Source organism: Terriglobia bacterium, assembly GCA_020072845.1.
Lineage (GTDB): Bacteria > Acidobacteriota > Terriglobia > Terriglobales > Acidobacteriaceae > JAIQGF01.
In genome coordinates, this window is record JAIQGF010000011.1 from 192,540 (window position 1) to 206,559 (window position 14,020).

8 protein-coding genes are annotated in these 14,020 nt (G+C 58.6%); 2 read left to right on the forward strand and 6 right to left on the reverse strand.

The window, feature by feature from the left end:
- Positions 1 to 8: 8 nt before the first annotated feature.
- The 4 genes from LAN70_12380 to LAN70_12395 all read right to left on the reverse strand — a co-directional run bounded on the left by LAN70_12380 (position 9) and on the right by LAN70_12395 (position 6,897).
- Entirely contained in the window at positions 9 to 1,823 is a 1,815-nt protein-coding gene (locus LAN70_12380; protein MBZ5511952.1) for a DUF885 family protein, read from the reverse strand.
- A gap of 128 nt (positions 1,824 to 1,951) precedes the next feature.
- Entirely contained in the window at positions 1,952 to 3,379 is a 1,428-nt protein-coding gene (locus LAN70_12385) for a hypothetical protein (protein MBZ5511953.1), read from the reverse strand.
- A 7-nt stretch (positions 3,380 to 3,386) separates the two neighbouring features.
- Positions 3,387 to 5,342: an N-6 DNA methylase gene (locus LAN70_12390; protein MBZ5511954.1), complete on the reverse strand. Its 1,956-nt coding sequence runs from the start codon at positions 5,340 to 5,342 to the stop codon at positions 3,387 to 3,389.
- A 373-nt stretch (positions 5,343 to 5,715) separates the two neighbouring features.
- Positions 5,716 to 6,897 (reverse strand): heparan-alpha-glucosaminide N-acetyltransferase domain-containing protein, encoded by a 1,182-nt coding sequence (locus LAN70_12395; GenBank protein MBZ5511955.1) that lies wholly within the window; start codon positions 6,895 to 6,897, stop codon positions 5,716 to 5,718.
- Between the two features lie 418 nt (positions 6,898 to 7,315).
- Here LAN70_12395 and LAN70_12400 point away from each other — a divergent pair, with 418 nt between their 5' ends.
- The gene (locus LAN70_12400; GenBank protein ID MBZ5511956.1) at positions 7,316 to 8,185 is read left to right on the forward strand and encodes an AAA family ATPase; all 870 of its coding nucleotides are present in this window, start codon (positions 7,316 to 7,318) and stop codon (positions 8,183 to 8,185) included.
- A 9-nt stretch (positions 8,186 to 8,194) separates the two neighbouring features.
- The gene (locus LAN70_12405) at positions 8,195 to 9,454 is read left to right on the forward strand and encodes a ParB/RepB/Spo0J family partition protein (protein MBZ5511957.1); all 1,260 of its coding nucleotides are present in this window, start codon (positions 8,195 to 8,197) and stop codon (positions 9,452 to 9,454) included.
- Positions 9,455 to 10,049: 595 nt separating this feature from the next.
- Here LAN70_12405 and LAN70_12410 read toward each other — a convergent pair.
- Both LAN70_12410 and LAN70_12415 read right to left on the reverse strand, forming a co-directional pair.
- On the reverse strand, positions 10,050 to 10,487 hold the full coding sequence (locus LAN70_12410) for a hypothetical protein (GenBank protein MBZ5511958.1): 438 nt from the start codon (positions 10,485 to 10,487) through the stop codon (positions 10,050 to 10,052).
- A 108-nt stretch (positions 10,488 to 10,595) separates the two neighbouring features.
- Positions 10,596 to 13,739 carry an N-6 DNA methylase gene (locus tag LAN70_12415; protein MBZ5511959.1) on the reverse strand — a complete coding sequence of 1,048 codons (3,144 nt, stop codon included), beginning with the start codon at positions 13,737 to 13,739 and terminating at the stop codon, positions 10,596 to 10,598.
- Positions 13,740 to 14,020 lie beyond the last annotated feature (281 nt).

The window sequence follows — 14,020 nt, forward strand, 5'->3', positions numbered from 1 at the left end:
TGAACACGTCATTGCGAACCCGCCTTCGCCGTTCCCTTCTGTTCCGCGATCCACCCATTCACCCGCGTCTCCAGCACGTCCAGCGGCAACGCGCCCGCGCCCAGCACTTCGTCGTGGAATCCGCGCACATCGAACTTCTCGCCCAACTCTTTGCGCGCCCGCTCCCGCAGCTCCAGGATCTTCAACTGCCCGATCTTGTATCCCAGCGCCTGTCCCGGCCACGCCATGTAGCGATCGGTTTCGCTCTGCACGTCCGGCTCGTCCACCGCCGAATGGGCGTGGAAGAAGTCCACCACCTGCTGCCGCGTCCACTTCTTGTAGTGGAAGCCGGTGTCCACCACCAGCCGGATGGCGCGCAGCATCTCGTCCTGCAGCCGCCCGTAATCGCTGTACGGATCCTGGTAGAATCCGACTTCCTTCCCCAGCTTCTCCGAGTACAGCGCCCATCCCTCCACATATGCGGTAAAGTGCGCATGCTGGCGGAACGGCGGCAGGCTCGGCATCTCCTGCGCGATCGAGATCTGCATGTGATGCCCCGGCACGCCCTCGTGATACGCCGTGGATTCCACCGAGATCAGCTTGCGGTGCTCAAAGTCCCCCGTGTTGACCATCACGTGCCCGGGACGCGAGCCGTCCGGCGTGCCCGGGTTGTAGTGCGTTGACGCCTCCTTCTCCCGGAATTCCTCGATCGGCCTGACCTCCAGCTTTGCCTTGGGCAGCCGCCCGAACAGTTTGGGCAGCTCCTCCCACATCTGGTCGATGTCTTTGCGGTACAAATCCACGATCTGCTGCCGCGAGTGCGCGTACAGCCGCTCGTGCAGTTTGGGATCGTTGTCCATCGCCGCGTTCAGGCTCTTGATGTCCGCGTACCCGAGCTTTTTGGCGATGGCCAGCATCTGCGTCTCGATCTCCGCCACCTGCCTCAGCCCGAGCTGGTGAATCTCCTCCGGCGTCATCGTCGTGGTGGTCACTTGCTTCACTGCGAACGCGTACCGCGCCGCCCCGTCGGGCAGCGACCACACGCCCGGCTCGCTTCTTCCCTTGGGCGCGTACTCCTCTTTCACGAACCTGGCGAATTTCACGTACGACGGCAGCACCGACACCCTCACCTGTTCCAGCACCGCGTCGCGCAGGCGCTTCTGGTCCGCCTCGCCGATCTCCGCCGGGAATTTCTCCACTGGCTGCGCGAACGGCGTCTTCTCCGCCGGCATGTCGGCGATCGCCTGCGCTTGCGTCACCACCTTCTCCAGCAGGAACTTCGGCGGCATCAGCCCGTCCCGCATGCCGTTGCGCATCTGCACCATGGTTTCGTCGAACACCCGCGGCGCCTGCTTCATGCGCGCGATGTAGTCTTCGTAATCCTTCACGTTGGTGAACGGCAACAGGGTGACGAACTGCGGTATCAGAATGTGAATGCCGGAGCCCTGGTTCACCGGCATCTCCCAACCCTTGAAGCGTTCGCCCTCCACCTCCCGCCGCAGTTGACGCACCATCAGTGCCTTGTTCAGCGCCTCCTGCTCGGGAAAGCCGGTGGTGTCAATCGCCTCGAACTGCGCCAGGAACTGCTTCGTCTGCGCCAGCTCGGCGTCGATCGCCTTCTGCGAGAAGTCGCTCAGCTTGTCGTTGTAGCGCTTGTCGCCCAGGATGGTGGCGAACTCCGGCGACGTCCGCAGGTTGTATTCCCACTGCTCCGTCAGCAGCTCGTTCAGCGCCTTGCGCCGCGCTTCCAGGTCCGACTTCGGCGCGCTCTGCGCCACCGCCGCTCCCGCCAGCATTATCACCGTCAGCAGCACCACCCCTACCACCGCATTCACTCTTCGCATGGATCTCCCTCAATGCCGTATCGGTTTTCCTTTTGCTATACGTAAGACTTTGGCAACCGGTTTCAGGTAGCAGAAAAAATGTGTGTATCGGGCCTTAGCGTTCGGCGCCCTCGCCGGGGCTCGTGGCACTAGAGGTTCAGGTGTACTTCCCGGGAAAGCCACTCTTCAACTGTCCCACACGCGCTGCCAATCTCTCGCTTCGCTTCCGCCCGAACGGATTCATAATCGGAGGCTCGCTCCTCAAAAGCATCTAACCAAGGCTGTTTAGGCAATGGCACTCGAACGTACCTTGATAGGTCATCCTTGTAAACATGCCCGCCTCTCAATCCTCTGATGCACCGTTGAACCTGATGCAAGCCAGCGGGTGACCGCAAGAACGCAGCAATAAACGAACCGTAAAGACCCTCCGGCTTCTCAGGGCGTGAGCGAATCACCATCAAATCAGCAACTGCCGCATTCATCTTTCGAATTTTTTCTGGTACGTCTCTCACGAAATCCACCTTGCGACCAACGTAATAAACTTCGTGGGCTGTGCAAGCTAGCAGAATGTCGCCAGCCCGAACATCGCCAAAAGGCTTGACGGTACCCTGCTCATAGGACACAGCCGACCAATTCACACCTGCATTCGTCAAAACACCTTGTTTGACAAAGGGAATCAATTCGTTACCGTTCCCCAAGCCACGACCGGGCGAAAGTTTGTAGTAGTCGCGCAAGAGGAAAGTGGGACTTGAAGACTGCAGCTTCTTGTCGAAGGTTCCGTATTCATGCCTGAAAAACTCAGCATCGAATCTTTCCGCGCCATCTACGTCACTCTTCTCAATCTGTGTCCAGTTAGCTTTGGTGACATCACCGTCCAAGGGACTCGGCGGGTGACCGAACGGAGCTAGAAAATCCCCCAACACCTGAGCTTGTTTCTCGACGAGCTGAAAAAATCGGGTCTGAAGAGAGACGCCTCGCTTTACAGACTCGCACACGTTGTAAAGCAGCTTGTCAGGCGGCTTGGGCACCCACACATCAAGCAAATCATCGAACGAGACCGCTGGATACATTGAGCCACGGCAGCGGCGCTTCATTTGTGTTCTGCCAAATGACGATTTAAGAAACGCAAACAGGTAGGCTTGAGGGGCATTCTTCAGTTCTTTGTCGCGTAAGAGGCTAAACCCCGAGCTTGCCAAAGCTCCCGCGCGAAGCGTACCGACCAAACTGATGGCTCCCCGATTCGGACGCACGTTGGAAACGAGCAAATCGCTTTCCCGTAATTGATACTTTGCTCGTGAAGGACGGTCCCCGTAAAGAAGGTCGTCTGCATAGGCAAGACCATCTGCTGTATCAATGGAGTCAATGTCAACGTACCCGACGACTGCGTCTTCACTGCAGAAACCATCATTCAGCGTCGGCCCGTTGTATTCCGACACAAGCTCGATGAGGGGCCAGCCGTCAATACCTCGGACTACCTTCTCTACGTCCCACCAAGACTTCCACACGTATTCAGCATCGAGACGGGCAAACGGGCCTTTCGGGCCGAAGTCAGCTTTTTGAATGATATTGACTTCCATCGCTTCCCTACTTGGCGTATGACAGCTTTTGCTTCTTTGCCCACGCTAAGAACGCATCAGCGATTTGGTCCATATCGCAGTCAAGCGTTACGCCGTCCTTCAGATATTGAGGTCGCCCGAGTTTCGTCTTGCCTGGACGAATCGATACGGCTGTAAAGATGGAATAATTCTCAAGATACTCCCCTTCGTGCCATTTCTGAAGAAACAAGATCGAAGTCTTCGCCAACGTAAACGGCTTGAATGTGTATGGATGACAACCGACCACGGCAAGCACCCTAGCGTGTTTATCTACAAAAGTGCGCACGTACTGGTCCGTGATGTTATTGAACAATCCCTGCGGAAGCACAATTGCCATACGCCCGCCTGGTCTCAGCATGTCGAGACAGCGTTCCAAGAAAAGAATTGCGCGGACGACGCTCTTTTCAAAGTTCTCTCCACCACCTGTTGCGAGTTCGTATTGGCTCAAAGTTGAAGGTGACTTGATTGCGCCAGCAAAGGGCGGATTCGTTAGGATGATATCCACCCCGTCGTTCGGAAGGCGGGTCGTCACCAATCTTGTGCCGTTTGCCTCAGATGCTTTTAATGACCGACCCACGATGCAAGACTTCAACGACCTGTCCCACCCCAGCCCGCCATAGTCGAGGGAATCTGCGTAGTGAATGCCTGACCGCCCGTCGTTTTCCATAATCATGTACGCCTTGGCGACCCGCACCAAACGGGAATCATTGTCCATGCCGAACAGCTTTTCTTGGGCGTAATCTTTCCGCTGTTCCGCTCTATCATCCGCATCGTCCCAGTGACGGTCAATAAATCGAAACACCTCACGCATGCCGTAGATGAGAAAACCCCCGGAACCACAAGCGGGGTCACACACCGATTCGTCCAGTTTTGGGGCCATCATCCTCACCATCATGTCCACTACTTGCCTTGGTGTGAAGTATTGCCCCATGTCGCCTTTCATCTCCTGATTGACCAGAAGCTCGAAAGCGACGCCTAAGACATCACCGGACCGGATTAAATGAAAGGGTTGGAGTGCCTTAACACAGTACGCGATGTTGTCCTCATTCAAACTAATGCCGTCGTTCTCGCTGTAAACGTCCTTCCACTTTCGCATGGCTTCACCGAACAATTTGCGAACTTTCACAGCGACTGATGCACTGCCTTCGGTAAGACCGATGCGGAATTTCGCTTCCGCCGTGGCACTGTAAAGATTCACCCGCTCATCGTAGAGCTTGGCGAATACAACCTTGAAAATCTCATTAAATGTGTCAACGGTCTGATGCGAAAGAATCTCTTGTTCGAGGTCCTTGAAAACTGAGTAAAGGTCCCGCACGGGAGTCAACTTGTCTCGGGTCAGCGGTTCATCAAGGTCATCCAGAACTTCGCCGTGTCGGGGTAGCCGCCAGATTGGTTTGCTGAAATCATTCGTCCCCGTGCGGAGCAAGAATTTCTCATCCAGACCATTCGTCCAGTACCGAAACGGCGCTCCCGTGGGATTCATGTAGGACTTCAGTTGCTCTACGCCGTCTTTGCGATTCGGCTTCTTCGTTTCGACAATCAGCCACGCTTGCGACTTCGACGAATCGCCATACACGATGATGTCAGCAGGCTTCTCGTGGATAGAACTCCCCATCTGAACGCCCACTTCAAGCTCGATATGGTCCTCCGGGTAACCGAAATCATCAATTAGCATTCCCAGCACCTTCTGACGAACGACCTCTTCCGGCTTGAAGAGAATGCGCTTCTTGCGCTTTCGGCAGTTGATGTAATACTTACCTTTGTCCGCTATCAGGGAGATCCCTGTGGGAATCGGAGCCGCGCCGGACGGCACCAAGTACGCTTCGTTCGAGCCATCTGGCAAAATACGAAGCTCGATACTCGCTCTGCCGGGGGCTCCCGGATAAATGATTGTGGCGGTCGTGGGCTTGCCGGTGTCTTCGGGGGGACTCGCTGTTGCTGACATTGATTTTCTTGGCTCCGTCGAGTATGTGACAAGCGGCCACTCGGCTGCAATGCGTTTGTTGCAGGCCCTCGCCGGGGCTGCTCCCGAACCGAGCGAAATCGCGGCTGCAGCGGGCGCCCTCGCCCCCGCTGCACACCACCAACTCACGCACTCCCGTTGAACCAAGCTCGCCAACCGTGGTCCACCGCGCCGCGAAAACACCTCGAAACTCAGCGCGGCGTACCTAAACTGTTCAGAAAATCGACCCTCAGGTGGGAAACTCCCAAATCGCCGCCACCGCCCGATTCATCCCGCACCACCGACGTCACGAATCACGAATGTAACAAGTGGTCCAAACCGGGCAAGCTGAGAGCTGATAGCTGATAGCTAAGAGCTAGATTTTGATAAATACCTTGTTCCGATACATAACCCACGCCAGCACCATGAAAGTTATTACATAGGCGGATGCATACATCACCGACGCATTCTCCGCCCCCGCCAAGGGCGCAAACACCGTCCCATACACCCACGCCTTGTACGTCACCCCCGGCCGCACGTAGTGCTTGACGCTGAATTCCGCCAGCGCGTCCGACGCCGCGTACACCGTGATGGCGTTGCTTCCATACCAGACAAACGGCGCGCCCCACCTCCGCCATCCTCGGATTTCCACCATCCAGTAGCAAAGTGCCAGCGCCGCCAGCGCGAACCCGCCGGTGAACAGCACGTACGAGCTCGTCCACATATTCTTGTTGATCGGAAACCACCGCCCCCACACTTCGCCCACCACCATCAACACCGCCCCTGCCACCACCATCCCCTGGACCTTCTGAACTGAAGCTGACCCCGGTTGCCCCACCCTTATCGCTCCCGGGTTTGGAGCGATAGGGTGGGGATTTTCTTCACCGATCATCCGATCACCCGATCGTCCGATCACCCGATTTTCCTGGCTCAACCACTCCCCGGTGAACACTCCAATCAGCGTCGTCACCACCGCCGGGATCGTGCTCAGCAACCCCTCCGGATCGAAGCGGTGCGCGATCCACAAATGTTCGTACAGGAGCTTACGGTCAACAAATCCCGCCAGGTTTCCATCCATCGTCAGATCGAATCCCGGCACCCGCGTCATCAGCAGCCAATACCCAAGCAGCAGCCCCGCCGCGATCCCCGCCCGCGCCCGCCGGCCGCAATACAGCACAATCGCCGACGCCACCAGGTAGACCACCGCGATGCGCTGCAGCACTCCGTAGATTCTTACCGTGTGCAGGTTAAACGACCTTCCCCAGAACGCCAGCGCTAACCCGATGGCAAAAATAATCGCGCTGCGCTGCACCACATGCCGCAGCAGTTCGCCGCTCGTCGCCCCGCGCCGCCGCCGCGCCTCGAACGACAGCACCATGGACACGCCCACAATAAACAAGAAGAAGGGAAAGATCAGGTCGGTCGGCGTCCACCCGTGCCACTTGGCGTGGTCCAGCGGCCAGTACACCGCGTTCCAGTTCCCGGCATTGTTCACCAGGATCATGCCCGCGATCGTCATCCCGCGAAACACGTCCAGCGACACCAATCTCGCCGGCATCGCTCCCGCGCGTGCGCTTTCCGACTTCGTGTGTGCTACGGACGCTGTCGTTCCCATCGTGGCCGCCATTCTAGCCCCGATTGACGTCGATTCCCTGCCCGAATTGCATCAGCTACGAACCAAGCCAGTAAATCGGTGGAACAAACTACCTGTTTCATGGCTTTAAACTGTCGAAAAATCGCCAATAATAGTTAATAAGTGGACCAAGCGCTCTACCGCTGCTGTCTCAATTTGAGATTTGCACAATTGTTCTACGTAGAACATCTGTGGAAAACTTCCATCCCCACCCGGTTATCAACACGCCTCCAAGACTTTTCCACAATTGTTCCACGTAGAACATCTGTGGAAGACCATTTCGAGATTGCGTGCCAGCCACGCCCGTCGTACTCTTGACCACGCGAGCTCTCCGCTTAATCCCATGGGACGTGTCATCGCTGTAGCCAACCAGAAAGGTGGCGTGGGCAAGACCACCACCGCCATCAATCTGGCAGCATCCTTGGCCGCCGCCGAGGTTGATACGCTCATCGTGGACTGTGACCCGCAGGCCAACACCACTAGCGGCCTTGGTCTGGCGCGCGACCCGGATCGCCCCAACGTCTATCACCTGCTCACCGGGGAGGTCGCACTCGACGCCGCCATCCAGCCCACCGAGCTTGCCCAGCTATGGCTGGTGCCATCGCACAAGAACCTGATTGGCGCCAACTTGGAGCTGGTGGAGATGGACCAGCGCGAGTTTCGCTTGCGCCAGGCGCTGGATGGCGTTCGCGACCGCTATCGCTTCGTGGTTCTGGACTGCCCGCCGGCGCTGGACCTGCTCACGCTCAACGCCCTGGTCGCGGCCGACACGGTGCTCATCCCGATGCAGGCCGAGTACTTCGCGCTGGAAGGCATTAGCGAGTTGCTGGACACCATCGCGCGCATCCGCGAGAACCTGAACCCGTCGCTGGAGGTTGAAGGCGTCGTGCTCACCATGTACGACGACCGCACCAACCTGGCGCAGCAGGTGGCGGCGGAGCTGACAAACTTTTTTGGCGACAAGATGTGTGCGACCACGATACCGCGCAACGTGAAGCTGGCGGAGGCGCCGAGCTACGGCAAGCCGGCGCTGCTGTATGACCTGCGCTCGCGCGGGGCGGAGGCGTACCTCCGGCTGGCGAAGGAGTTGATGAGGCGCGGGATGAGTTCCGAGGTGCGAGTCGCGAGTTCGGAGCCGCCAGCGGTGCGTACAGAGCCGGCGGCGGCGAATGCTGAGCAGGACGTGGCTGCGGTTAACGCTGAAGTTAAGTAAAGGTTGAGCATGATCCAAGAAAAGAAGAGAGCTCTGGGCAGGGGACTGGAGTCGCTGATTCCGACGGCGCGGACTTTCACGCCGGCAGTGTCGGCAGCAGCGGTGGCGGCGCCGGCGGTAGTTGCGGCGCCCGTGGCCGAGATTGACCTGGCGCCGGGGGAGAGGGTGCAGGAGATCCGGCTGGAGGAGATCGAGCCCAGCCCGTACCAGCCGCGGCGGCGGCAGGACGAAGCGGCGCTGGAAGAGCTGACGCAATCGATCCGGGCGCAGGGCGTGCTGCAACCTATCGTAATACGATATATTTCCCGGGTCGACGGTTCCCTCGCTGCGCTCGGGACAGGCTCACGGTCGATGGTCGATGGCCAAACAGTCGATGGTCAACGGTCGATGGTCGATGGCCAAACAGTCGATGGTCCGCGGTCGATGGTCGATGGCGGGAACGGAGAAAATCCCCACCCTATCTCGCCCCCTCACTACGCTTCGGGGCAGGCTCTCCCGGGCGAGATAAGGGTGGGGCAACCGATCAACGCGCTCACGGGCGAGGGCGAGCACGCTCCAACACTTGCAGACGCGGGCCCTTCGGCTTCGCTCAGGGCAGGCTTAGACGCCCGCGCCACATCGCAGATCAGGTACCAGATCATCGCGGGAGAGCGGAGATGGCTGGCGTCGAGGCGGGCGGGACGCGCGACGGTGCCGGCGATCGTGCGCCAGGTGTCGAACCAGCAGGCGATGGAGATGGCGCTGATCGAGAACCTGCAGCGCGAAGACCTGGACTGCATGGAGATGGCGTCCGCGTTTGACCGGCTGGGGAGAGAGTTCGGTTTGACCCAGGACGAGATGTCGAAGCGGACAGGGAAGGACCGCACGACGGTGAGCAACCTGCTGCGACTGCTGAAGCTGCCGCCGGAGGTGAGGACGTCGCTGGCGCATCACGACTTGAGTTTCAGCCATGCCAAGTCGCTGATGTCGCTGGAGGACGCGACGGTGCTGTCGGCGGCAGCGCAAAAGGTGGTGCGCGACGGGCTGTCGGTGCGGCAGACGGAAGAGTTGGTGAGTCACCTGGTGTGGCTGGGGCCGGTGAGCGAGAAGGAATCGAAGGAGCGGCAGAAGAAGCCGGAAGACCCCAACGTGCGGGCGGCGCGGATGGACCTGGAGCAACGGCTGGGATGCCGGGTGAAGATCCAGGATAAGAATGGAAAAGGTAAAGTGGTGATCGAGTACAAGACGCTGGAGGACTTCGACCGGATCGTGGAAGCGCTGGGAAGATAGGCTACGGGCTTCGGGCTTCAGGCTTCAGGCTTCAGGAAATTGACGGGGACGGCTGGGGGACGAGGTGGCGAAATCAGGGCGATCTGGGCGGCGGAGGTTAATCCCTCAGGGGCTAAAGCCCAGTATTCTCGCGGTGTGAGCGGCACGGCTGAAGCCGTGCCCTTCCCAGAAAAGACTATTTAGTCAGCGAGCGGGCGCGGCGAGGGCCGCGCCTTTGGTGTGTTTGGACCACTGCGGCGTGAATACGGCAGGGAATTGGGCCGCTGGGCGGCTGGGAATGGGGATGTTGTTCCACGCGATGATCAGTGTGATTCGTAGCGAGGGAGATGCGCCAGGGAAACGGGCGGAATTGGAAGATTGCAGATTGAAGATTGACGATTTGGGGAGCTAGAGCGCTTCCCGAGTCGGTGTGGCTGTCAACACAAACCCGAGATCCCTCGACTCGGGTGTCCCGCGCACGACCACCCCAGCACGCCGCTTCGACTGCGCTCAGGGCAGGCTCCAGCAGGCGTGCCGGGGACCCCGGTTACAAAAGCGCGCGGGAGCCCTTTCCTCGCTCGGGATGACACTGAGGTATGTCAGCCATGGAACTGCTCTAGGGGCCAGGGCGGGCACGGAACGCTTGCGCCGTTTCTGCGCGCGACAAATGCCAGGCGATGATCACGCGCACGATGATTCCCAGGCCGCCCAAGATCAACGCTCCGGGTTGCACCATGGCGGCCGCGGCTGAGACGGGCGGCACCAGCATCACGATGCCGGCGATGGCAACCAACATGGCCGCGCGCCGGACCAGGTTGATGCGCCGCATGAGACCCCAGGCTATCGCGATCGCGACGAGGGCGATCAGCAGAAACATGTAGGCACCGGAGAGTTCCAGTCCGAAGAGCAGAGGTGCGCCGGCGGCCATCGAGATCACGCCCGGTCGGAGCAGTATCAGCAGGCCGGCGATTCCCAGGTAGATTCCGCAGAGCGCAAACAGCACCGCGATGGCACGGACGCCGGAGGGGAAGTGGGTCGCGGTTGAATCGCTCATGCTCATCCGATTCGGTTCGACGGTCTGTGATTCAATTTGGGAAAGACCGGAATACCTCTGTCGCAGAGGACGCTGAGGACGCGGAGGAAAGGGCCCACAGTTCTTAGATCAAGCGCCGGTGGCGGCGGTGGAGTCGGCAATCACGAACTCGGGAAGGGATTTGACGATCTGGACGGTTTCAAGGCTGACGGTGATGACCTGGCCGATGAGGCGAAGGATGTATTCGCGGTCGTCGGCACGGTTGGGGTCGTTGGTGATGCCGGAGCGCTTGTCGGTGGAGACCTGGTACTGGTCAATAACCCATTCCAGGGCGGAGCGATTGCCGAGGCGGTATTCGCAGGTTTCCAGGGGAATGCCTTTGAGGGTGAGGGCCTCGTTGTAGAAGAGGATGGATTTGTCTTTGTTCGCGAGGCGCATCTTGGTGACGCGGTAGTCGAGATTGGCGGTGGGCTTCCAGAGTTTTTCGAGCGGGTATTCGGGTTGCTGTTCGTAGTGGACGTGGAGTTCGGCGAGTCGTTTGCCGGCGTCGACGAAGGAACGAAAAACCTTTGTCGCGGAGGACGCAGAGGACGCGGAGGAAAGAAAAGGAATCCGGGGAAGTTCGCGTTTGAGGTTGGCGGCGTAGCGGGAGCGGTACTCGGGGTGGTGGAGGACGGCGTAAACGTAGTGGAAGATGTCCCACTTGGAGATGGAGGGGTCGTGGTAGTGGGAGCGGAATTGTTGGAGGGCCCAGTCGGTGATGTTCTCGCGGCGGCTGGAGCCGTCTTCGGAAAACTTGTAGAACGGGAACCACTGAGGAACTGTGCCGGGCCCATAGAAGTTCAGGTCTGGAATGACGTTGACCATCATTGAGGCAAATGGACGCTCCGCGCCCGGACCAGTTCCACAGATCGCTAGGTTCGTTTTTTCGGTTGATTCGGTGGGGAAGATGCTCCGAAATTTGTACTGTTCTTCGTTCCAAAAATCATCGAAGTACAATGAGGTTTTTGTAAATGGCCGGTAGATGGCACGTCTAAATGCTTCCGGCGTGACGCTTGTCTCTGCGCCGCGCCGCAATGCGGCCTTTACTTGGCGCGTCCATTTTATTGACGTGTCACTTATGTCAAATAAGACGCTTTCCGGTAAATCACGATTCCGACGAAAACGATCCAACGAAGCGGAATAGTGTTCGACAAGATGCGTCACGCTTCTCTTCAGCGCGTCGCGGTCGAAGTTGTAAGCGTATGCATCGCGACTCGTAACGACACCTAGCGAGAATAGCTCAAAGAGCGTGTTTGTCCCGCCTGCCGCCCTTTTAACCGCTTTGTCACCGAGCGGCGGCCATCCCTGATATGTCTGGTCGTGGTCACAGGCGAGCCAGGAATTCTTCTTGTCGGGAACTAGGGGATGCCACTCGATCGAAGAAGGCCGAACAGCAGAGTCCATGAACCTGTATTTCTGTTCCTTAGTCCACCATTCATCCGCTGAAGCATAGTGCAACTGGCAGCGTCCGTCTGTCCGACGAACATTTCTAACGAATAATGAGACAACTACGCCAATTTGTATGCCGAATACGTTGTGAGTGCTTCCTGACAACTTGGGGTTCTTACGGACATTGCCGCCTAGATCTAACATGTAGATGGAGCTGAAATCTGTAGCGAGGTGCTTGCGCATTCCGTCAAATGCGATCTGGTCTAGGAAGCTGTTATTCGTTATAAATGCGATTAGGCCCTGATTTGGGAGTCTGTCGGTGGCCCACCGCACTGCTCGCACATACGGATCACTTAATTTATTTCGAAGCGTTGCGATGGAACCCGCGGTGTATGTAGCTGCTATCCGATCATCTACGGCAGGGTATTTCCTATTCTTGTTCTCATCGCTTTCATCCAGTTGCTTGGAGTTGTACGGCGGATTGCCGATGATGACGAAGATCGGCGCTTGCTTCTGGCGCTTGACGCGCTCGGTGTTCTCTTCCGTCATGAACTCCAGGCCGCCCTGTTCGGGTTCGGCAAGCTCGAACGTGTCCACGAGGCAGATGCCGTCGAAGGGCTTGTACTCGCCGGTCTGGGCGAGGTACTCGTGCTCGATGTTCATGCTGGCGATGTAGTAGGGCAGCAGCATGACCTCGTTGCAGTGGAGTTCGTGCTCGTACTTGTAGGGGAGGGCACCCTTGTCGGTTTCGGCGATCTGGCGCATGACCCGCGTGATGAAGTTGCCGGTGCCGACGAAGGGGTCGAGGATGTGGACGTTATGGTCGGCCAGCGACCGGCCGAATTCCTTTTTGAGGATGTCCTCGACGGAGCGGACCATGAAGTCCACGATGGGCTGCGGGGTATAGACGATGCCGTGGGTATCGGCTTCCTTGGGCGAGTAGCCCTGGAAGAAGCGCTCGTAGACGGTGTTGAGGAAGGCCTGCTTTTCGGAGTAGTCGTCCTTGTCTTCGGCGGCGCGCTCGATGGCCTTGTAGAAGCGGTCGAGGTCGGAGAGGAACTGGTCGCGCGAGAATTGGCGGGAGGTCATGGAGGTGATGACCTTCTCGATTTCGGCGGCAATGACGTTGCGGCTGCGGAACTCCTCGGCGTGGAAGACGCGGCGGAAGATGCGCTCGGTGAGCAAGTGCTGGATGAGCATCTTCTCGACCGCATCCCGAGTCAGGTTGGGATTGATCGCCTGGCGGCAGAGGGCGTAGAAGGCCTCGAAGCTGTCGCGGAAGGCGCGGTTGGATTTGTGCTCGGCGTCAATGAGCTGTTTGGCGCGCTCGGCAAGTTCGGGGATGCGAAGCTTGAACTCGGCGACGGCGGAGTCCCATTCCTCGTGGTCGGGCTCGCGGTATTCGAAAAAGTTCCTTAGCAGTTCGACAAGGTTCTTGGCATCGCGTATGTCTTCGTTGAGCCCTTTCGGTACGCCCTTCTGGTAGAGGATGGCGCGCTCGGGCATTTGGAAGATTGTGTTGGTGGTTGGATATCCCTGCTCGATCTTCTTGCGGATCTCGCGTTCGAGTTGGTCGTGGATGTCCTTGGCTTCCCAGAAGCCATGGCGCTGTTTCCATTCGTCGAGGAGGGCGCCGTCAATCGCGATCCGGCCCTGGCGGCCCTTCATCGGGTACTCGTCAACGAGCGTCCAATGCAGTTTCTTGCCGTAGCCGGCTAGCACGTCGTGAAAGGCGGTGCGGACGGCGCCTTCGTGGTCGAAGTTGAGCTGACCGAGGCCGCCGAGGACGTCGTAGTAGCCCTTGATGAGCTTGTCGGCGGGCTTAATGGCAATGTGGAGCAAGAGGTCCTTCGCTTCGCTCAGGATTTCGGCGCGCGGCTCAGACGCCGCGCAAGCGCCTCAACATGTTTGGGGCGGAGTTTAGCACTGAGTAAGGCGGGTGGCGGAGAGGTTTCTAGGGTTCGTGCCGTCCCTACGAGGCGCCGGAAAGTTCCAGTCCCGAAGAGCAGAGGTGCGCCGCATCGAGATCACGCCCGGCCGGAGCAGTATCAGCAGGCCGGCGATTCCCAGGTAGATTCCGCAGAGCGCAAACAGCACCGCGATGGCACGGACGCCGGAAGGTA